The sequence below is a fragment of the Photobacterium kagoshimensis genome (assembly GCF_050337045.1).
In the GTDB taxonomy this organism is placed as follows: domain Bacteria; phylum Pseudomonadota; class Gammaproteobacteria; order Enterobacterales; family Vibrionaceae; genus Photobacterium; species Photobacterium kagoshimensis.
This window is the reverse complement of record NZ_JAKJSO010000011.1, coordinates 337,919-358,852: the sequence shown is the minus strand read 5'-3', so window position 1 is coordinate 358,852 and position 20,934 is coordinate 337,919. Positions and strand designations below refer to the sequence as shown.

The 20,934-nt window shown below is 45.5% G+C and carries 17 protein-coding genes; 13 read left to right on the top strand and 4 right to left on the bottom strand.

The window, feature by feature from the left end; all coding sequences use genetic code 11:
- Positions 1-100 precede the first annotated feature (100 nt).
- A complete protein-coding gene (locus L4C35_RS09320) occupies positions 101-1,294 on the top strand; it encodes an ISL3 family transposase (protein WP_428462619.1) in 1,194 nt (397 codons plus the stop codon).
- A 76-nt stretch (positions 1,295-1,370) separates the two neighbouring features.
- On the opposite strand, the gene L4C35_RS09315 is transcribed toward L4C35_RS09320, so the two are convergent.
- Positions 1,371-2,513 carry a Na/Pi symporter gene (locus L4C35_RS09315; RefSeq protein WP_428462618.1) on the bottom strand — a complete coding sequence of 381 codons (1,143 nt, stop codon included), beginning with the start codon at positions 2,511-2,513 and terminating at the stop codon, positions 1,371-1,373.
- Positions 2,514-3,000: 487 nt separating this feature from the next.
- Between L4C35_RS09315 and nhaA the strand changes: the two genes are divergently transcribed.
- From nhaA to L4C35_RS09295, 4 genes are all read left to right on the top strand, one after another.
- A complete protein-coding gene (gene nhaA / locus L4C35_RS09310) occupies positions 3,001-4,158 on the top strand; it encodes a Na+/H+ antiporter NhaA (RefSeq protein WP_428462617.1) in 1,158 nt (385 codons plus the stop codon).
- A 1-nt stretch (position 4,159) separates the two neighbouring features.
- Entirely contained in the window at positions 4,160-4,423 is a 264-nt protein-coding gene (locus L4C35_RS09305) for a hypothetical protein (protein WP_428462616.1), read from the top strand.
- A gap of 128 nt (positions 4,424-4,551) precedes the next feature.
- Positions 4,552-5,439, top strand: a complete 888-nt coding sequence (nhaR, locus tag L4C35_RS09300) for a transcriptional activator NhaR (protein ID WP_428462615.1) — start codon at positions 4,552-4,554, stop codon at positions 5,437-5,439.
- A gap of 91 nt (positions 5,440-5,530) precedes the next feature.
- A complete protein-coding gene (locus tag L4C35_RS09295; protein WP_428462614.1) occupies positions 5,531-5,824 on the top strand; it encodes an ArsR/SmtB family transcription factor in 294 nt (97 codons plus the stop codon).
- Positions 5,825-5,897: 73 nt separating this feature from the next.
- Here L4C35_RS09295 and rpsT read toward each other — a convergent pair whose 3' ends face one another.
- Positions 5,898-6,158, bottom strand: coding sequence for a 30S ribosomal protein S20 (gene rpsT / locus L4C35_RS09290; protein ID WP_048897997.1), 261 nt, complete (start codon positions 6,156-6,158; stop codon positions 5,898-5,900).
- Positions 6,159-6,368: 210 nt separating this feature from the next.
- On the opposite strand from rpsT, the gene murJ reads away from it, so the two are divergent.
- The 6 genes from murJ to ispH all read left to right on the top strand — a co-directional run bounded on the left by murJ (position 6,369) and on the right by ispH (position 13,907).
- Positions 6,369-7,928 carry a murein biosynthesis integral membrane protein MurJ gene (murJ, locus tag L4C35_RS09285; RefSeq protein ID WP_428462613.1) on the top strand — a complete coding sequence of 520 codons (1,560 nt, stop codon included), beginning with the start codon at positions 6,369-6,371 and terminating at the stop codon, positions 7,926-7,928.
- Between the two features lie 81 nt (positions 7,929-8,009).
- Positions 8,010-8,972, top strand: coding sequence for a bifunctional riboflavin kinase/FAD synthetase (gene ribF, locus L4C35_RS09280; protein WP_428462612.1), 963 nt, complete (start codon positions 8,010-8,012; stop codon positions 8,970-8,972).
- 5 nt (positions 8,973-8,977) lie between these two features.
- Complete coding sequence (gene ileS / locus L4C35_RS09275) at positions 8,978-11,824, top strand: isoleucine--tRNA ligase (RefSeq protein ID WP_428462611.1); 2,847 nt, start codon at positions 8,978-8,980, stop codon at positions 11,822-11,824.
- Complete coding sequence (gene lspA / locus L4C35_RS09270) at positions 11,824-12,351, top strand: signal peptidase II (RefSeq protein WP_428462610.1); 528 nt, start codon at positions 11,824-11,826, stop codon at positions 12,349-12,351. The genes ileS and lspA overlap by 1 nt, the downstream gene beginning before the upstream one ends.
- Before the next feature lie 161 nt (positions 12,352-12,512).
- Positions 12,513-12,947: an FKBP-type peptidyl-prolyl cis-trans isomerase gene (fkpB, locus tag L4C35_RS09265; protein WP_428462609.1), complete on the top strand. Its 435-nt coding sequence runs from the start codon at positions 12,513-12,515 to the stop codon at positions 12,945-12,947.
- 12 nt (positions 12,948-12,959) lie between these two features.
- Positions 12,960-13,907: a 4-hydroxy-3-methylbut-2-enyl diphosphate reductase gene (gene ispH, locus L4C35_RS09260; RefSeq protein ID WP_428462608.1), complete on the top strand. Its 948-nt coding sequence runs from the start codon at positions 12,960-12,962 to the stop codon at positions 13,905-13,907.
- Positions 13,908-14,008: 101 nt separating this feature from the next.
- Here the strand turns inward: ispH and L4C35_RS09255 are convergent, their stop codons facing one another.
- Both L4C35_RS09255 and L4C35_RS09250 read right to left on the bottom strand, forming a co-directional pair.
- Positions 14,009-17,143 carry an efflux RND transporter permease subunit gene (locus L4C35_RS09255; RefSeq protein ID WP_428462607.1) on the bottom strand — a complete coding sequence of 1,045 codons (3,135 nt, stop codon included), beginning with the start codon at positions 17,141-17,143 and terminating at the stop codon, positions 14,009-14,011.
- 12 nt (positions 17,144-17,155) lie between these two features.
- Positions 17,156-18,307 carry an efflux RND transporter periplasmic adaptor subunit gene (locus L4C35_RS09250; RefSeq protein WP_428462606.1) on the bottom strand — a complete coding sequence of 384 codons (1,152 nt, stop codon included), beginning with the start codon at positions 18,305-18,307 and terminating at the stop codon, positions 17,156-17,158.
- Between the two features lie 156 nt (positions 18,308-18,463).
- Between L4C35_RS09250 and dapB the strand changes: the two genes are divergently transcribed.
- Positions 18,464-19,273 carry a 4-hydroxy-tetrahydrodipicolinate reductase gene (dapB, locus tag L4C35_RS09245; protein ID WP_428462605.1) on the top strand — a complete coding sequence of 270 codons (810 nt, stop codon included), beginning with the start codon at positions 18,464-18,466 and terminating at the stop codon, positions 19,271-19,273.
- Between the two features lie 504 nt (positions 19,274-19,777).
- Positions 19,778-20,917, top strand: a complete 1,140-nt coding sequence (carA, locus tag L4C35_RS09240; RefSeq protein WP_428462604.1) for a glutamine-hydrolyzing carbamoyl-phosphate synthase small subunit — start codon at positions 19,778-19,780, stop codon at positions 20,915-20,917.
- The last annotated feature ends 17 nt before the right edge of the window (positions 20,918-20,934 follow it).

Sequence of the window (20,934 nt, the reverse complement as noted above, 5' to 3'; positions counted from 1 at the left end):
AAAAAAGGTTCTTCGCGGATTAGCGGGAACTGAAAACAAAAACGGTAGTTAATGGTATGGTTACATCGCCAAACACAACCTTCCAAAAACTACCGTTTTCATGTCGAATAATACTTTCCTATCTTCCTTCTGGGAAGGCTTTCAGATTATAAAGTCCCATAAAACTGATTCTTTAATTACAATCACTTTAAAGCCTGATTCCACCGCTGTGTGTCAATGCGGTCGCTCATCCAACTCTATCCATGACTATCATTGGCGAGTTCTAAAAGAAGCGATGATGTTCGATACTCCTGTTGAGCTAGTGGTACAAACTCGACGGATAAACTGCTCTTCTTGTGGAGTCAAAACAGAGGCCATATCTTGGGTTGCTCCATATTCACGGATCACAAATCGTTTAAAAGGTTATATCGAAAAACTGCTCCCGCTGTTACCCATCAAGCATATCTCCGAGCTRACCGGAGTGCATTGGCATACGATTAAGGACATTGATAAACACCGTCTTAAACGCGTTGTTCCAACGGTGCCTTGGAGTGATTTACGTCAGCTTGTTATGGACGAGTTCGCTATCTTTAAAGGTCATMGGTACGCTACCGTCATCGCTGACGCACAAAGTCATCAAGTGCTCTGGATTGGCATAGGCCGAAGCCGAAAGGACATTCGTCCATTCTTTGAAGAGCTCGGCGATAATGCTGCCAACATTGAAGYTGTCGCRATGGATATGAACACCGCTTTTGATCTCGAAGTGCAGGCGCATTGCCCAAACGCCCGTATTGTCTATGACTTATTTCATGTCGTGGCTAAGTTCGGTCGAGAAGTCATGGACAGGGTTCGAGTRGACCAAGCTAATCAACTAAAGGCTGACAGAAAAGCACGCCGTTGGATAAAGCGCTCGCGGTGGGTACTGCTGAAAAACAGAGAGAACTTAAGTGCTAAACAGGAAAGTTATCTAGATGAAATATTATCGATTAACCGAGATCTCATGATAACGCACTTACTTGGGGCTCAGCTCAAGGAGCTTTGGTATTGTGATTCAGAGGAGCAAGCTATTGGGTTATGGAAGGTATGGTGGCAGCAGGTGAATGAGAGTGGCATACAGCCTCTCATCAACTTCGCTAGAAAGCTCAAACCTTATCTTCACGGTATCGTGGCATCCGCTTCATATCATCTGAATACTTGTACGCTGGAGGGGATCAATAACAAGATAAAACTCATCAAGCGTATGGGATACGGATATCGAGATACGGAATATTTCTTCCTAAAGATAAAAGCGGCTTTCCCCGGAAAGCCGCGATGAACCTTAAAAAAGCCCCGTGAGTATTCATCTCACGGGGCTTTTGTTTGCTAACTGTATTGTAACGCGCTAATCAAATTTAAGCCGTTAAGCCTAGGATTGCGAGAGGCAGTACACCAAAGACTAAGCTGATGTAACCAAATACAGCTGCTTTGCTTTTCGTTGCTAAGTCACCTAGGTAGAAAGCACCTTTTAGCGGTAATTCACGTAGGAATGGAATACCAAAAATGAATACCGTCGCTAGCACGTTGAAAACTAAGTGTACTAATGCAATTTGTAGTGCGAAGACTGCATAATCACCTGAAATAGCTGTTGCTGCTAGTAGGGCAGTGATACAAGTACCAATGTTTGCACCCAAAGTGAATGGGTAAACGTCACGTACTTTCAGTACGCCAGTACCTACCAGTGGCACCATTAAGCTTGTTGTCGTCGATGAAGATTGAACAAGAATCGTCACTACAGTACCCGATGCAATACCATGCAGCGGACCACGACCAATGGCACTCTTTAGAATATCTTTTGCACGGCCAACCATTAGGCTACGCATCAGTTTACCCATTGCCGTAATAGCAACAAAGATAAGAGCAATACCGATAAAGATAAGCGCAACGCCACCCATAGTACCAAACGCTTCTAGCGGGCCTTTGAATAGGTTAACTGCCGGTTGTGTTAATGGCTTCATGAAGTTCAAGCTCTTCATGCTCATGTCGCCAGCACCCATAAATGGTGTCACTAACCAGGTTGAAATCTTATCTAGCAAACCGAACATCATTTCTAACGGTAGGAAAATAGAAACCGCTAATAGGTTAAAGAAGTCGTGTACGGTTGCACTTGCAAACGCTCGGCGGAACTCTTCTTTACAACGTGCGTGGCCTAAACTTACCAAGGTGTTGGTTAACGTTGTGCCAATGTTCGCACCCATAACCATTGGAATAGCCGTTTCTACAGGTAAACCACCTGCCACTAGACCAACAATGATTGAGGTTACTGTGCTCGATGATTGGATCAGTGCGGTTGCTACTAGACCAATCATTAAGCCTGCAACTGGGTGAGAGGCAAACTCAAACAGTGTTTTTGCTTGCTCACCAACAGACAATTTGAAGCCGCTGCTGACCATAGATACAGCAACAAGCAGAATGTACAGCATGAACGCTAGGTTAGCCCAGCGGACCCAACGCATAGAGCTGTTTTGTGGCGCAGCAGTAGTGGCTTGGGTATTCATAATCATTTCTCCATGACAATAGGATGTCGTTTGGGTGTCATTTTGTTGAAATCTGCGGCGATGGTAGAGGGCTAATATTTCAGAAATATGACACTTTTAATGACAAGGCATTTTTGTGCTTACTTTGTGAGCGGAAGACGCATTTGACTTTTAAATGCACATTTTGGCTTTGCTATTTAAGTGTATGATTAGTAAGGTTTATGATGATTGTTTAGAGCTGTTAATATTTGGTGTTTTGTTTGATGGAGATTATTCATAACGGTGATAAAAAATCGCAAAAAATTAATTTATCGCTAATAAATATGACACTCGCAGTTTGGTTGAAAATTTATTCTGCGGATATTACTTGGTTATAGTTCTAATTATTCGGAATTTACGATGTATTAGCTCTAAACAAACGATTGTTCAGATAGCGGCTTTGCCGACTACACTAATGCAACACAATATATGTTGTGAAAATTGTTTTTGTGCAAAGGAGTGACGGTCAATGACCGATGCGATTCGTAAATTTTTAAAATTAGAGTCTGCTGGCGGAATTATCCTTATTATCGCAGCAGCTATCGCAATGATTATTGCGAACTCACCACTACAATCAGTTTACACTGGTACGCTTCATTCCTATGTGGCTGGCCTATCTGTAGAGCATTGGATCAATGATGGCTTGATGGCTATCTTCTTCATGCTTATTGGATTGGAAGTAAAGCGCGAACTTATTGAAGGTGCGCTGAATACCAAAGAAAAAGCGATTTTCCCTGCATTAGCGGCTGTTGGGGGCATGATTGCACCTGCACTCGTGTACGTACTATTTAATTACTCAGATCCTGTCGCCATTACAGGCTGGGCGATCCCTGCGGCAACAGATATTGCGTTTGCGCTAGGTATCATGGCGTTATTGGGTAAACGTGTTCCTGTCAGCTTGAAAGTTTTCTTGCTTGCACTAGCAATTATTGATGACCTTGGTGTTATCGTGATTATCGCCCTGTTCTACAGCAGCGATCTATCGACTTGGGCCTTGGCGGTAGCATTTGCGTCAACCGCAGCGCTATTCATTATGAATGCCAAGAACGTGACCAAAATATCCTTCTACTTAATTGTGGGTGCGATCTTGTGGTTCAGCGTGCTTAAGTCAGGTGTTCACGCAACACTAGCAGGTGTAGTACTGGGCTTTGCGATTCCACTCAGTGGGAAAGACGGTCGCTCAGACAAGCACTCACCGCTTAAACATCTAGAACACGTATTACATCCGTATGTTGCTTTCTTGATTCTTCCTCTGTTTGCTTTTGCAAATGCAGGTATTTCTCTAGACGGTGTATCGATTGAAGGTATGACAGGCATGTTACCGGTAGGTATCGCACTGGGCCTATTTATTGGTAAACCGCTAGGTATCTTTACGGCTAGTTACTTAGCAGTAAAAGGCGGTGTAGCGATACTACCTGATGGCATTAACTTTAAGCATATTTTTGCGGTGTCAGTGCTGTGTGGTATCGGTTTCACCATGTCGATCTTTATTTCTTCATTGGCTTTTGCTGGTGCACCAGCAGACTTCAACACCTATTCTCGTTTAGGTATTTTAGTTGGGTCAACGGTGGCGGCAATCGTGGGCTACATGATGCTAGACCGCGTGCTACCTAAATCGGAGGCGTAATATGAAACGTTATCTTCTCACTGCGATGGTACTGGCATCATCAACAGCAATGGCTGTTCCTGATTACTCTAATTGTACCTCTAGCGATGAAACGGAACTTTGTCAGGCTTATTTAGCTGGTGTTAGCCATGGTAAGGCAGCGACTACGGCAGTGATGCAAGAACAGGATGATTCATTCCGTTCTCGCGCACTGGAGCAGCGAGTAGGAGAGCGTTATCGTAAAACCCTGCAGGATGAAAAGAAGTCTGTCCAAGCAACGAACTGAGTAGTTAAAACACATATTTGTTGAAAACTGCTTTCATTGCCTGAAAATTAACAGATAAAGTTGAAGACCCTAGATGTGCCGCGTAAGCTGCATGTCTGGGGTTTTTTATTATGGCAATGAAATAACGGATGTCTCATCTTAATTATAACCACCTGTATTACTTCTGGATGGTCTGCAAGCAAGGCTCAGTCACTAAGGCTGCTGATGCGCTATTTCTCGCACCACAAACGGTAACAGGGCAAATTCGTGCGTTAGAAGAACGAATGAAAGGGAAGTTGACGAAGCGTGTTGGGCGCAATATTGAACCAACCGAGCTGGGGCAGCTGGTTTTTAAGTATGCCGATAAGATGTTTGATCTTAGCTACGAGATGCTCGATATCGTCAATTATACCCAGCGTGAGAACCAACTGTTGGAAGTGGGGGTTGCCGATGCGCTCTCTAAGCGACTCGTTAGTAAGGTATTGTTAGAAGGCATTCCTGAAGATGAACGGATTCACTTACGCTGCTATGAATCCACTCATGAAATGCTGTTAGAGCAGCTCTCATTGCATAAGTTAGATATGATCTTATCTGACTGTCCTGTCGACTCGACGCAAAGTCCAGGGCTTTACAGTAAGAAGCTGGGTGAATCGAGCATGAGCTTTTTTTGCTCTAAGCCAAATAAAACGCTGAACTTCCCAGCTTGTATTGAAGATTACAAATTGCTTATCCCAGGCCGCCGTACCGCGATGGGGCGTAAATTACACCAATGGTTTGATCAACAGGGGATTACGCCCAATATTCTGGGTGAGTTTGATGATGCAGCGCTGATGAAAGCATTTGGTGCTTATCATCAGTCAATGTTTGTCGCACCATCGATTTATGCAGAAGAAATCGAAGAAGCCAATAATATTCGCGAAGTAAAACGGGTAAAAGAAATCAAAGAAGAGTATTACGTTATTTTTGCTGAACGGATGATTATGCACCCAGCAGTGAAAAAAATATGTGAAGCAAACTTTGGTAAGTTGTTTAAATAGCGCGAATTCGCGCTATTTTTTCATGGATCTTTGCCGTTAAGTCACTTAGTATTTAAGTATATTAGCGTTAACTTAAATTAGTGGTGAGAATATGGATCTGCAACGAATGGAGCAGAATGCTGGGCAAGCAGTCGTATTACTCAAAGCCATGGCAAACGAAAGACGTTTATTTATTCTATGCTATCTGCTGGAAGGGGAAATGTCCGTCGGGATGATGTGTGAAAAGCTTCAGTTGAGCCAATCTGCATTATCTCAACACTTAGCGTGGCTAAGACGTGATGGTTTGGTTGATACGCGAAAAGAGTCACAGACGGTATTCTATCGTCTAAAGAGTGAGGAAGTTCGTGCGATGATTCAGCTGCTACACAATATGTACTGTCATTGAGAAGCATAAATCTCAGATACAAAAAAACCGGCTAAGTGCCGGTTTTTTTTATCGCTGTAAAATCTCGACTCTATTAAAGAGCTTTGATTTTAGCTGCTAGGCGAGCTTTGTGACGTGCAGCTTTGTTTTTGTGGATTAGGCCTTTAGTAGCCATACGATCCATAACAGGTTGCATTTCAACGAAAGCAGCAGTTGCAGCTTCTTTGTTGCCAGCTTCAATAGCAGCGATAACTTTTTTGAAGAAAGTGCGCATCATAGAACGACGGCTAGCGTTGTGCTGGCGACGTTTTTCTGAAGTTAGTGCACGTTTCTTAGCAGATTTGATATTTGCCAAGGGTGTAACTCCCAAATTCTTTGGTACGGTGACAATTTAAGGCCGAGGACTATGCCAACAAAGCGAAAGATTGTCAAATGATTTGTGTAAATAACCGTCAAGCCCATGAAGTTGGCACTTACGGAATAACACGGTTAATATGGCGGCAGATTTTACCAGCATTTTGCCCCGTAAGTCACCTTTCTGGGCTATCTTTTATGAGGTTTTTTTGTGAGTAAGCGTCTTTTACGCTCAGGACTGATAGTTAGCGCCATGACTTTGGTTTCTCGAGTGCTTGGTTTGGTCCGAGATGTCGTGGTTGCGAACTTGATGGGAGCAGGTGCTGCCGCCGATGTTTTCTTTTTTGCGAATAAAATTCCCAACTTTTTACGCCGTCTATTTGCTGAAGGTGCTTTTTCTCAGGCGTTTGTTCCGGTATTGACGGAATATCATGCAACCGGTGATATGGATAAAACCCGCCAGCTGATTGCAAAAGCCTCGGGTACCTTGGGCGTATTGGTTTCGATTGTGACGTTATTGGGAATTTTAGGATCGGGGGTGGTAACGGCCCTGTTTGGTGCGGGTTGGTTTATTGATTGGTTAAATGATGGCCCTGCAGCGCCTAAATTTGAATTGGCAAGTTTACTACTGAAGATAACTTTCCCTTATTTATGGTTCATTACCTTTGTTGCCTTGTCGGGTGCGATTCTAAATACCTTAGGTAAATTTGCGGTTTCCTCTTTTACCCCTGTGTTTTTGAATGTGGCCATTATTGGTTGTGCGTGGTTTTTATCACCGCAGTTAGCTCAACCTGAAATTGGCTTAGCCATCGGCGTTTTTCTTGGTGGTTTGATTCAGTTCCTATTTCAAATTCCTTTTCTTATTAAAGAAGGGGCGTTAGTGCGTCCGCAATGGGGGTGGAATGACCCCGGCGTGACCAAGATCCGCACCTTAATGATCCCGGCCTTGTTTGGTGTCTCTGTTAGCCAAATCAACTTATTGTTCGATACTTTTATTGCCAGCTTCCTCGCGACAGGCTCAATTAGCTGGCTGTATTACTCGGATCGCTTATTAGAGTTTCCGCTCGGTTTGTTTGGTATTGCGATTGCCACTGTGATTTTGCCCGCGTTGTCACGAAAGCATGTGGAAAAAACGTCAGGTCAGTTTGCCAGTACCATGGACTGGGGCGTGCGTATGGTGTTGTTGCTGGGTATTCCTGCCATGTTAGGACTGATGGTATTGGCTAAGCCGATGCTGATGGTGCTCTTTATGCGTGGCGAATTTACCCCAAATGATGTTCATCAAGCATCGCTTTCCCTATTAGCTTACGCATCGGGTTTATTGAACTTTATGTTGATTAAAGTGCTCGCGCCGGGCTATTACGCACGACAAGATACCAAAACACCGGTGCGTTTTGGTATTATCGCGATGATCACCAATATGTTCTTCAATGCGGTTTTTGCGTATTTCTATGGTTATGTTGGTTTAGCGATGGCGACAGCCTTATCTGCCTTCGTCAATGCGGCGCTGCTTTATCGCGGCCTTCACAGTGCCAATGTGTATCGTGTTACCAAAACTACCCTGATGTTTGTGGCACGCCTTGCTATTGGTGGTGTTGCTATGGTGGCAACCTTGTTGTGGTTGATGCCAGCAATGAGCGAATGGTTAAGCTGGAGCTTGAGTCACCGTGTGATGTGGTTGTCGGGATTAATCGCAGCAGGGGCTACGGTTTACTTAGTAATTGTGATGATTTTAGGCATTCGTCCTCATCATCTTCGCACTGATAGCTGATTGACAGGGCGGAGTAGTATATAATCCGCCAGTTTTTATCATGAATTTTGAAATTTAACTCAGCGAATTAGCAAGCGGTACATGGAATTAATCCGAGGAATACATAATATAAAGCCTCGTCATCACAGTTGTGTACTGACGATTGGCAATTTTGATGGTGTCCATTTGGGTCATCAGGCGGTGTTACGCCAGGTGATGGCCAAAGCGGAATCTATGTCGCTACCAGCAACGGTGATGTCGTTTGAACCTCAACCGTTAGAACTTTTTGCTGGTGATAAAGCGCCCGCACGGCTAACGCGTTTTCGTGATAAATATCAGCAATTGAAAAAAGTAGGTGTCGAGCGTTTGCTTTGCATCAATTTTAACGCCCATTTTGCCAATATGACCCCTCGTGACTTTGTTCGTCGCTTGTTGGTTGAGCAATTGGGTGTTAAGTTTCTGGTAGTTGGTGATGACTTTCGCTTTGGTCAAGGTCGAAGCGGCACATTTGAAATGCTACAAGCGGCTGGCCGCGAATGGGGTTTTGAGGTGGTGAGTACGCAGAGTTTCTGTGTATCCACCCAACGTGTAAGTAGTACCGCGATTCGTCAAGCATTAGCGAATGACGAATTAACATCAGCAGCAACCATGCTAGGACGACCTTATAGTGTTTGTGGGCGAGTGTCTCACGGACGAAAACTAGGCCGAACCATTGGCTTTCCAACGGCAAATGTGCCCTTGAAACGACGTGTATCGCCTGTTTCTGGTGTCTACGCGGTTGAAGTCTTTGGCTTAGATGGCGCACCTTATGCAGGTGTTGCCAATGTTGGTCATCGACCAACAGTCAACGGTGTACGCCAACAGTTAGAAGTACATTTGTTTGATTTTACTGGTGACTTATACGGTTGTCAGATTGAAGTTGTGTTGCACCATAAGCTACGCAACGAAATAAAATTCGAATCGTTTGATGCGCTGAAAGCACAAATTGAGCGAGATGCCCAAACAGCACGGGTGTGGCTGTCTGAGCGTAATAATGTCCAACTTCGCCCAAGTAACGGAATCTAGAATCAATGAGCGACTATAAAGATACCCTGAATTTACCTGAAACAGGGTTTCCGATGCGAGGCAACCTAGCTCAACGTGAGCCAGCAATGCTTAAGCGTTGGAATGATGAAGATCTTTACGGTGAAATTCGTAAAGCTAAGAAGGGTAAAAAATCCTTCGTATTACACGATGGCCCTCCATACGCCAACGGTGATATTCACATTGGTCACGCGCTAAATAAGATTCTTAAAGACATTATTATTAAGTCAAAGACACTTTCAGGCTTTGACGCACCGTACGTACCAGGTTGGGATTGCCACGGTCTGCCAATTGAATTAATGGTAGAGAAAAAGTGGGGTAAACCTGGTCGTAAGCTGACCGCGGCTGAATTCCGCGAGAAATGTCGTGAATACGCAGCGGGTCAAGTTGAAGGTCAAAAAGAAAGTTTCATTCGTCTAGGCGTTCTAGGTGAGTGGGCTAAGCCTTACCGCACTATGGATTTTGCAACAGAAGCGAACATCATTCGTTCTCTGGGTAAAATCGCAGACAACGATCACCTATTGAAAGGTTTCAAACCTGTTCACTGGTGTACGGATTGTGGTTCAGCACTGGCTGAAGCAGAAGTGGAATACCAAGACAAAGTTTCACCGTCTATCGATGTGAAATTTAAAGCAGCTGATGAAGCGGCGACTGTGGCTAAGTTCTCTTGCCCTGAAGGCCACCAAGGTCAAGGTGACGTATCTATCGTTATCTGGACAACAACGCCTTGGACACTGCCTGCAAACCGTGCTGTTGCTGTACGTGATGACCTTGAGTATGTATTGGTTCAAGTTGAAGCGGATGCTGAAAACAACCAACAAGCATACCGTCTGATCGTTGCTGCTGAATTGGCAAAAGACGTGATGGATCGTGCGGGTATTAAGCACTTCCACAACCTTGGCTTCTGTAAAGGTGAAGATTTAGAGCTCGTACGCTTTAACCACCCATTCTACAGCTTTGATGTGCCAGTTATTCTTGGTGATCACGTAACAACAGATTCTGGTACAGGTTGTGTTCACACAGCACCTGGCCACGGTCAAGAAGACTTCGTGGTTGGTCAAAAATACAACCTAGAAGTAGCAAACCCTGTTGGCAGCAACGGCGTTTACCTACCTGATACTGAATTGTTTGCGGGTCAACACGTATTTAAAGCGAACGATTCAGTACTAGAAACATTAAAAGAGCACGGTGCGCTATTGCATCACCATGCTTACGAGCACAGCTACCCACACTGCTGGCGCCACAAAACACCTATCATCTTCCGTGCAACGCCACAGTGGTTCATCTCTATGGACAAAGCTGGCCTACGTAAGAAAGCGCTAGGTGAAATTAAGAGCGTGCAATGGTTACCTGAGTGGGGTCAAAGCCGCATCGAAGGTATGATTGAAGGTCGCCCTGAGTGGTGTATCTCTCGTCAACGTACTTGGGGCGTGCCAATTGCCTTGTTCGTACACAAAGAAACACAAGAGCTGCACCCTAACTCTCACGATTTGATCGAGAAAGTGGCACAACTTGTTGAGCAAAAAGGCATTCAAGCATGGTGGGATCTTGATCCTGCAGAGCTTATGGGTGAAGCCGATGCTGCCAACTACGAAAAAGTGCTAGATACATTGGACGTATGGTTCGATTCTGGTGTGACGCACTCATCGGTTGTTGATAGCCGTGAAGAGTTTAATGGTAACTCTGCTGATCTTTACCTTGAAGGTTCAGACCAACACCGCGGTTGGTTCCAGTCTTCATTGATCACCTCAGTGGCAATGAAAGATACGGCACCGTACAAGCAAGTGCTCACCCACGGTTTCGTTGTTGATGGCCAAGGCCGTAAGATGTCGAAATCTGTCGGTAACGTGGTTGCACCGAAAGATGTGACGAACAAACTTGGCGCAGACATCCTTCGCCTATGGGTTGCATCAACGGATTACACCGGTGAAGTTGCGGTTTCAGATGAAATCCTAAAACGCTCTGCGGACGCTTACCGTCGTATTCGTAATACAGCACGTTTCTTCCTAGCGAACCTAAGTGGCTTTAACCCAGAAACAGACCTAGTTGCACCAGAAGATATGGTCGCACTGGATCGTTGGGCGGTTGGTCGTGCAATGGCTGCGCAAGAAGAAATCGTTAAAGCATACGACGAGTACAACCTACACGGTGTAACACAACGTCTAATGCAGTTCTGTTCGGTTGAAATGGGCTCATTCTACCTAGATGTGATCAAAGACCGTCAGTACACAGCGAAGCAAGGTGGCCACGCACAACGTAGCTGTCAAACTGCGCTTTACTACATCGTTGAAGCATTGGTTCGTTGGATGGCACCAATTATGTCGTTCACCGCTGATGAAATCTGGAACGAAATGCCAGGTCAACGCGACAAGTTTGTGTTCACCGGTGAGTGGTTCGAAGGTCTATTCGGTCTTGCTGAAGATGAAAAACTGAACAATGAATTCTGGGCTGAAATCCAGCAAGTTCGTGGTGCAGTGAATAAGCTTCTTGAAGGCGCACGTAAAGACAAAGTGATCGGTGGTGCTCTGCAAGCCGAAATTACACTGCATGCAAACGCAGCACTGGCAGATAAACTGAATACGCTAGAAGATGAACTACGTTTCGTACTACTAACGTCGAAAGCTGAAGTTGTTGTTGCAGATAGCATGCCTGCTGGCGCACAAGAAACTGATGTTGAAGGTTTGTTTGTGACTGTTACTGCATCTGAAGCTGCGAAGTGTGACCGTTGTTGGCACCATGTGGCAGATGTAGGCACTATCGAAGGCCACGAAGAAGTGTGTGGTCGTTGTGTAAGCAACATCGATGGTGAAGGCGAAGAGCGTAAGTTTGCCTAATGACAATGACATCGCCTAAACAGACCGAACTGTCATTGAAACAATCAGGAGTGCGCTGGCTTTGGCTGGCGGCTCTGGTTTTCATTGTTGATGTGGGTAGTAAGCTACTTGTCATGAACACCATGGATTATGGCTGGCCGAATCGTATTGAGGTATTGCCATTTTTCAACTTGCTGTATGTGCATAACTACGGCGCTGCATTTAGCTTTTTAAGCGATGCAGGTGGTTGGCAGCGATGGTTCTTTACAGCGATAGCATTAGGTGTTTGTAGCTTACTGATTTTTTGGATGCGCCGTTCTCCGGCAGAAAACCGACTAGCAAACAGTGCCTACGCACTGATTATTGGTGGGGCACTCGGTAACTTGTTTGACCGTATGTACCATGGTTTTGTGGTCGACTTTTTGGACTTCTTCGTCGGGAACAGCCATTGGCCAGCATTCAACATTGCCGATTCGGCAATTTGTATTGGTGCCGCCATGATCATTCTTGAAGGCTTTATTGCTGACAAGAAAGAAAAAGCCAAATAAAAGCCATTCTACGTAATACCCCTAAGCGCTGTCCGTTGATACGGACGGCGCTTTGTTGTAAAAGGGGGTTGGGAAATGGCTTATCAGCAAGCATCAACAATAATTATTACCCATTCGGATGGGTATCAGTGCCGTTTCGGTACATAAAAAGGACCCTACACATGTCGGTAATCAAGGAAAACAGTGAAGTGCTGATGCACTTTGCGATCAAGCTTTCAGATGGCTCGGTAGCAGATTCAACCCAAGCAATGGGTAAACCAGCAAAATTTAGAATGGGTGATGGTAGCTTAACGGACAATTTTGAAAAATGTCTGTTAGGGTTACAGCAAGGGCAAAAAAGCAGTTTTGAGTTAGCGCCAGAAGATGCCTTTGGTCAACCTAACCCAGACAACATCCATCATATAGAATTAAGTAAGTTTGGTGCAGAAGCACCAGCTGAAGTGGGCACTATCGTTGCGTTTGCAGGGCCAGATGGCCAAGATATCCCAGGCGTGATCACCCAAGTGGTTGGTGACTCGGTAACCGTCGACTTTAATCACCCGTTAGCGGGGCAACGCGTCACTTTTGATGTGGAAGTCGTGACAATAGAAAACTAAGAGCTGTTAGCAATGAATATCTTACTAGCAAATCCACGTGGCTTTTGTGCCGGTGTTGATCGAGCAATCAGCATTGTTGAGCGCGCGCTTGAAATGTATCAACCTCCTATTTATGTGCGTCATGAAGTGGTGCATAACCGCTTTGTCGTGGAAGGGTTGAAGCAACGTGGTGCCGTTTTTGTTGAAGAGCTGCATGAAGTGCCTGATGACAGTATCGTGATATTTTCCGCTCACGGTGTGTCGCAAGCGGTACGAGCAGAAGCAAAAGCGCGTCAACTGACTGTGTTTGATGCAACTTGTCCATTGGTAACGAAAGTGCACATGGAAGTTGCTCGTGCCAGCCGTAGAAATATGGAAGTGGTCTTGATTGGCCATGCTGGTCACCCTGAGGTGGAAGGCACCATGGGTCAATATGCTAGCGAGATGGGCGGCATGTATTTGGTTGAGAAGCCAGAAGATGTCGACAAGATGGTAGTGAAAGATCCAAGTCACTTGCACTATGTTAGCCAAACAACATTATCAGTAGACGAAACGGCTGATGTGATTGAAAGGCTGCGTGAAGTCTTCCCTGAAATCCAAGGCCCACGTAAAGACGATATTTGCTATGCAACCCAAAACCGTCAAGACGCGGTGCGCGAAATGGCTGAAACGGTCGATGTGATGATCGTGGTGGGCTCTAAGAATTCATCAAACTCAAACCGCTTGCGTGAATTAGCAGAAAAACTGGGGACACCAGGTTATTTAACCGACTGCCCAGAAGATGTGAATCCAGCATGGTTTGATGGTCAGAATAAAGTGGGTGTGACTGCGGGTGCATCGGCGCCTGAAGAGTTGGTGAATCAGATCATTGAACGCATTCAAGCGCTGACCCAAGCAAGCGTTGAAGAGCTATCTGGCCGAGAAGAAAATATGTTCTTTGAAGTGCCGCGTGAGCTGCAGGTAAAAAATATTACCGATTAATCGTAGTTTGATCTTACTGGACAAGCGATGAATAAATGAAAGCCCGAGCTATATAAAATATAACTCGGGCTTTTTGATCGTGATGCTAGTGAAAAGAGTCGTTAGTTCTGCTTGGCAATACCGCCCATATCCACTTTCTTCACTTTCTCGCGTACAGACTGAATTGCAAAATACAGCACTGGCGTCAGGATAGTGCCTACCACGACAGCCAAAGTCATGCCGCCAAAGACCGCATTGCCCAAGGCGCGTCGACTTCCTGCACCTGCACCACTGGCGACCACTAATGGCATTACACCTAATACAAACGAGAAGCCTGTCATGAGCACGGCACGGAAACGTAATCGTGCAGCTTTTACGGCAGAATCACGAATTGACAGACCCACTTCTTCGCGCTGCATTTTGGCAAACTCGACGATCAAAATGGCGTTCTTACTGGCTAGGCCTATCAGCAGGACTAAGCCGATTTGGGTGTAAAGATTGACATCACTGCCGAGTACCCACACAAACAAGAAGGCACCTAGAATCGCAATCGGTACTGAGAAAATGACTCCCAGTGGTACGGTCCAACTTTCGTATTGCGCCACTAAAAATAAGTAAGTAAAGACTAATGCCAGCGAGAAGATCAAAGGGGCTAAGTTACCTGCTTTGATTTCTTGATAGGTCATTCCTGTCCACGAGAAACTATAGCCATCGGGTAGACTTTCGGCCGCTCGCTCCATTGCTGCCACCGCTTCACCGGAACTAAAGCCAGGCACAGGGATCGCATTGATGGTGGCTGAGTTATAGAGGTTGTAACGGTCAACAACATCAGGACCCAACGATGGACGGGTGCTCACCAAGGTACTTAACGGTACCATTTGACCGCCAGTGCCACGGACATAGAAGTGTTGAATGCCTGCTTCGTTGGATCGATATTCCGTTTCTGCCTGCATCATGACACGGAAGTTTTTACCAAACTTGGTGAAGTCATTGACATACATTCCTCCTAACTGGGTTTGCAGGGTGAAGAAGATCTCATTAAGTGGTACCCCAAGCACCTTAGCTTTTTCACGGTCAATATCAGCAAAAATCTGCGGTACCTCAGCGGTGAAATTACTAAAGGCAAAGGCGATTTCGGGCTGCTCATTGGCTTTAATGATAAAGCCCCGCATGACAGAGGCGAGTTCTTGTGCTGAGCGCCCTCGGTTGTCTTGCAGGACAAACTCAACCCCTGCCACGCTACCGACACCAGGCAGTGGTGGTAGGGCGAAAGCTTGGGCGACCCCTTCAGGCAATTGATTATATTTCTGCTGAAGACGGGCGATGATTTGGTTTTGGTGCAAGTTTGGATCGCTGCGTTCTTCCCAGGTATCCAAACTCACAATCAATAGACCACTGTTAGATTTAAGTGAGCCAGATAAAATACTAAATCCACTGGCGTGAATGACGTTAGCCACACCTTCTTCATTACGGGTGATATCAACCAACTCCGCCATCACCTGCTCGGTACGATTAAGCGAAGAACCATCGGGCAGCGACACATCCACCATGAATGATTTTTTATCTTCGTCTGGAATGAAGCCACTTGGTAAGACTTTGGCTAAGAGACCTGTCCCTGCCAGCATCACCACAAACAGTACGCTGACGATCACCACGCGGCGGATCATAGTCGCGACCACGTTAGTATAGCGCTCGGTGATCTTGTCAAAAATACGGTTAAAAGCCGCATGGAAACCTTTTTCATGCTTTTTCGGTGGCTTAAGCAGTGAAGCACATAGCGCAGGCGAGAGGGTCAAAGCATTAATCGATGAAATCAGTACCGAGATACAAATGGTGATCGAAAATTGCGCATACATTTGCCCTGTAATACCCGGCATGACAGCGGTTGGTGCAAATACCGCTAACAGCACCAGCGTGGTTGCGATAACCGGGCCCGTGACTTCATCCATTGCTTTTAACGTAGCATCACGAGGACTTAGCCCTTCATCTTCCATGAGGCGGGTTACGTTTTCGATCACCACAATGGCATCATCGACCACGATCCCGATAGCGAGAATTAAGGCGAATAGCGAAACGGTATTGATGGTCATGCCGAAAATCAGCAAGAACACAAAAGTACCGACTAAAGATACGGGGATCGCAATGGCGGGAATTAAGGTTGAACGAAAATCTTGTAAGAAAATAAAGACGACTAAAACAACCAATACCACAGAGATAAAGAGGGTTTGTACGACCTCGTTAATTGAGGTTTCAACAAATTCAGTGGTGTCGTATAGCACCTTTTGTTCGAGATCTTCAGGGAAGCTCGACGCCAGTCGAACCATAGTGTCGCGAACACCTTGTGCCACTTCGAGTGCATTGGCATCTGGTGATTGATAAATCGCAATAATGGCGGAAGGTTGGCCATTAAGCTTGCCTTGAGCATCGTAAGTTTGTGAACCCAATTCAACCCGTGCGACGTCTTTGACGCGAAGCTTTCGACCATCTTGGGTGGCACGGATGATGATGTTCTTAAACTCATCGGCATCCACTAATCGGCCTTGGGTTTGTAGCGTGTACTGGAACTGTTGTTCGGGTGGTGTTGGTGATGCACCGATGCGACCCGCAGCAACTTGAATGTTTTGCTCTTTAATGGCTGCCAGCACATCTTGTGGGGTAACCCCTAGCGGCGCCATTTTATCTGGGTCAAGCCATATCCGCATGGCGTAGTCGAGTGAACCGATAATGTTCACTTTACTGACGCCAGGTACACGCGCTAACTCATCTTTCAGATTTAGGCTGGCATAGTTGGTAATGTAAAGTGCGTCGTAGCTGTCTTTAGGGGAGAACAGGTTCACCACCATCAAGATGCTGGAAGATTGCTTTTCTACTGCAATACCTTCACGTTTTACCTCTTCGGGTAAGCGTGAGGTAGCTTTTTGTACCCGATTTTGGACTTGGACTTGGGCATCATCAGCATTGGTACCAACAGCAAAGGTCACGGTAAGGTTATAGCTGCCGTCATTGGAGGATTTCGATGACATGTAGATCATGTTTTCGACCCCGTTGACCTCGCTTTCAACCACTTGGGCGACGGTGGCCTTGACCACTTCGGCATTGGCACCCGGGTAACTGGTACTCACACTAATACTGGGTGGCGCAACTTCAGGAAATTCTGCTACTGGTAAAACAGGAATGGCAAGCAAGCCGCAGAGTGTCAAAACAATCGCGATGACAAATGCGAACTTGGGCCGATAAACAAAAAAGCGACTGATCATAGCTGCTCTCCTTTACTGCTGATCGGCAAATGGTTTGATCTGTTGCACTTGAGGTTTCACCTCTGCACCAACACGCACTCGCTGTAAGCCTTGAATGATCACACGCTCATTAGGCATTAGGCCTGCATCAATGACCCAATAAATGCCTTGGCGGGTATGCACTTCTAGGTCGCGACGCTCCACAATGTTGTCGTTGTTCACGACCATTGCAAAGCGACCTTTTTGATCTTCTTGTACGGCAACTTGCGGGATCAATAAAGCCTCAATCGGATCAGATGAAGCAATGATGATATTCCCAAATTGGCCTGGTTGAAGGACGTGGTCTGGGTTAGGGAAGCTCGCTCGGATTTGTACTGTACCTGTGGTTGGATCAACGCGGTTATCAATAAAGTCAATTTTACCTTGTTGGTCATACAGGCTTTTGTTCGAAAGTTCTAAGCTAAGAGAGAGTTCATTTAAAGCGGGGACTTGGCCTGATTTTCTCAGTTCGTAGGCATCCAGAATTTGGGTTTCACTGGCATTAAAGATAACGTGCATCGGCTCTTGCTGCACCAGTGTTGCGAGTACCCCAGTTGATGGGTTAATTAAATCACCAATCGAGACATTCGAAGCCCCAATACGACCATCAATTGGGGCAAGAATTTGGGTGTAACCTTGATTTAGTTTTGCTGCATCCAGTGCTGCCTCAGCCTGAGCGACAGAGGCTTCTGCTGTGATTTTAGCTGTGGTGATTTCATCAAAATCGACGGCACTAATACTGCCTTTAGGAAGTAGTCTTTTACCGCGCTTATAGTTGATCAGTGAGACTTCATATTTGGCTTTTGCTTGTTTTAGTGCCGCTTCTTTTTGGCGCACTTCAGCAGCAAACGGTTTTGGGTCAAGCTCAAACAGCAAAGTCCCTTTCTTAACGTAATCCCCTTCATGAAATGGACGCGCCATTAAATAGCCTTCGACTCTAGCCTGCAAGGAAACATCTTCTACCGCTTCAATGCGGCCACTAAATTGGGTTGAAGGATTAATTTGTTGCTTGGAGATGGTTTCGACGATAACGCTAGGTGGTGGTGGCGCGACTTGCTGTTTGGCGGTTTCTTCACAGCCATTAAGTAAGCCAATGGACAGCAAAATAGCGGCACAAGTTGTGCTGTGTTTTAGAACCCATGTCATGATTTAACATCCTGTTTTCCAAATATAACATCAGTTGATTATGCGGACATTATTATTAACAGTAAATAAATTGCTTCTAATAACGAGAGTTGCTGTAACTTTTTTGTCGGGGTAGAGTGGTTTGTTATAACTTTTAGGCAAATAAGTGGAGTAAGCATGGTACGTATCGCGATAGCTGGCGCAGCTGGGCGCATGGGGCGTAATTTAATTAAAGCCGTTGAAGCATCAGAGTTTGCCACCTTAGGTGCGGCAAGCGAACGTCCAGAATCAAGCATGATAGGCGTCGATGCTGGCGAGTTAGCCGGTATTGGTAAGTGCGGTGTGGCTGTGGTTGATGATCTTGCTGCCGTTGCTGATGATTTTGATGTGGTGATTGATTTCACCGCTCCAGCACCAACATTAGTGAACTTGGCTCTGTGCCAGAAATATACGAAGCGTATTGTGATTGGTACAACAGGCTTTACTGAAGAAGAGCGCCAGACGATTGATGAAGCGGCGAAATCATTAGGGGTCGTGATGGCGCCTAATTACAGTGTTGGCGTTAACCTTGTCTTTAAGTTGCTTGAAAAAGCAGCCAAAGTCATGGGTGATTACTGTGATATTGAAGTGATTGAAGCGCACCATCGTCATAAAGTGGATGCCCCATCAGGCACTGCGATTGGTATGGGTGAGGCGATTGCGGGGGCGATGGGTAATAAGTTGAGTGATGTTGCGGTATATGCGCGTGAAGGGATCACGGGTGAGCGTAGCCGTGATGAAATTGGCTTTGCGACGATTCGGGCTGGCGATATTGTGGGTGAGCACACTGCGATGTTTGCCGATATTGGCGAACGAGTTGAAATCACGCACAAAGCGACGGATCGTATGACGTTTGCCAATGGTGCTGTGCGTGCTGCGTCTTGGTTAGCTCAACAATCGGCGGGTTTTTATACTATGCAAGATGTTCTTGGGCTTGATGAGCTGTAAGTAAGCATAAGCATTGTTTATGCATCACGCTTTGTTGATGCATAAACTAACACTTTTGACATGACCATTATCAATAATATTTTATCTTCGTTTCTCTCCTATCAAAAACACCACTTAACTTTAAATAAAGTAGCACTTGTCTGAAATTTAGGTTTAAACTTGCAAAAGTGGATCTATTCTTCTGGTTTATAATCGTTTGCTTATGGATTTGTCTTTATTAATCTCTGGTTACATTTTGGCAAACGATAAAATGAGATCGCCCACAACTTTAATGTGACAAATAATAGAGTTATCACTGTGTTTTGATGCTTTCGCTCAGTTTTGCTCCTCTGTTTGTTATAGTTTGCAGTTATTTTAAGGGTTTTATTGACAGAAAAATAAGCGCTCTATAGAATACGCGGAATTTGTCAAAAATCAGCTTTCGGCGGTTCTTGGCACAGTATTGAATGGGTAGTTGCAAATTTATCTGTTTTAAGTGCATTTTTATATTTTTTGGAGGTTGTCTTGAGCAAATCTGCGCTGTTAGTCCTTGAAGATGGGACAGTGTTCCGCGGCGTGTCCATTGGGGCAGATGGTTCGGCCGTTGGTGAAGTCGTTTTCAATACCTCGATGACGGGGTATCAAGAAATTCTCACTGACCCTTCTTATTCTCAACAGATAGTTACTCTTACTTACCCTCATATTGGCAACACCGGAACCAATTCCGAAGACGAAGAATCTACCGCGATCCATGCGCAAGGCCTGATAATTCGTGACCTCCCTCTTATTGCTTCAAACTTCCGCAGTGAACAAACCCTTTCTGATTACTTAAAATCACAAAACATTGTTGGTATCGCAGATATTGATACCCGTAAGCTGACGCGTATCTTGCGTGAAAAAGGTGCGCAAAATGGTTGTGTGATTGCGGGTAATAATCTAGATGAAGCGTTAGCACTGGCGAAAGCAAAAGAGTTCCCAGGTCTGAAAGGCATGGACTTAGCAAAAGAAGTGACTACGTCAGAATCTTACTTATGGAAACAAGGTTCTTGGACGCTAACGGGTGGATTACCTGAAGCGAAAGACGATAGCGAGTTGCCATACCATGTAGTGGCTTACGATTTCGGTGCAAAACGTAATATCTTACGCATGCTGGTTGACCGCGGTTGTCGTTTAACCGTCGTGCCTGCACAAACGTCTGCAGAAGAAGTGCTAGCACTTAACCCTGATGGCGTGTTTCTTTCAAATGGCCCTGGCGATCCAGAGCCATGTACTTATGCAATTGAAGCAACTAAGACTTTCCTTGAAAAAGGCCTACCAGTATTTGGTATCTGTCTTGGCCACCAAATTCTTGCTCTGGCAAGTGGCGCACAAACAGTAAAAATGAAATTTGGTCACCACGGTGCAAACCACCCAGTGAAAGACCTTGACCGTGATGTTGTGATGATCACAGCACAAAACCACGGTTTTGCCGTAGATGAAGCAAGTTTGCCTGAATACCTACGTGCAACTCACAAATCATTGTTTGATGGCTCACTACAAGGTATTCATCGTACAGACAAGCCAGCGTTTAGCTTCCAAGGTCACCCTGAAGCAAGCCCTGGCCCTCACGATGCAGCACCTTTGTTTGACCACTTTATTGAATTGCTAAAAAAGCACAGCGCCTAAGTTCGGAGTAGTAAAAG

Excerpts from the sequence above, each read along its gene's own strand:
- ileS (WP_428462611.1), top strand. The coding sequence starts at position 8,978 with ATGAGCGACTATAAAGATACCCTGAATTTACCTGAAACAGGGTTTCCG.
- L4C35_RS09295 (WP_428462614.1), top strand. The coding sequence starts at position 5,531 with ATGGATCTGCAACGAATGGAGCAGAATGCTGGGCAAGCAGTCGTATTA.
- L4C35_RS09250 (WP_428462606.1), bottom strand. The coding sequence starts at position 18,307 with ATGACATGGGTTCTAAAACACAGCACAACTTGTGCCGCTATTTTGCTG.
- L4C35_RS09255 (WP_428462607.1), bottom strand. The coding sequence starts at position 17,143 with ATGATCAGTCGCTTTTTTGTTTATCGGCCCAAGTTCGCATTTGTCATC.
- ribF (WP_428462612.1), top strand. The coding sequence starts at position 8,010 with ATGGAATTAATCCGAGGAATACATAATATAAAGCCTCGTCATCACAGT.
- dapB (WP_428462605.1), top strand. The coding sequence starts at position 18,464 with ATGGTACGTATCGCGATAGCTGGCGCAGCTGGGCGCATGGGGCGTAAT.
- L4C35_RS09315 (WP_428462618.1), bottom strand. The coding sequence starts at position 2,513 with ATGAATACCCAAGCCACTACTGCTGCGCCACAAAACAGCTCTATGCGT.
- nhaA (WP_428462617.1), top strand. The coding sequence starts at position 3,001 with ATGACCGATGCGATTCGTAAATTTTTAAAATTAGAGTCTGCTGGCGGA.
- ispH (WP_428462608.1), top strand. The coding sequence starts at position 12,960 with ATGAATATCTTACTAGCAAATCCACGTGGCTTTTGTGCCGGTGTTGAT.
- L4C35_RS09305 (WP_428462616.1), top strand. The coding sequence starts at position 4,160 with ATGAAACGTTATCTTCTCACTGCGATGGTACTGGCATCATCAACAGCA.
- nhaR (WP_428462615.1), top strand. The coding sequence starts at position 4,552 with ATGTCTCATCTTAATTATAACCACCTGTATTACTTCTGGATGGTCTGC.
- fkpB (WP_428462609.1), top strand. The coding sequence starts at position 12,513 with ATGTCGGTAATCAAGGAAAACAGTGAAGTGCTGATGCACTTTGCGATC.
- lspA (WP_428462610.1), top strand. The coding sequence starts at position 11,824 with ATGACAATGACATCGCCTAAACAGACCGAACTGTCATTGAAACAATCA.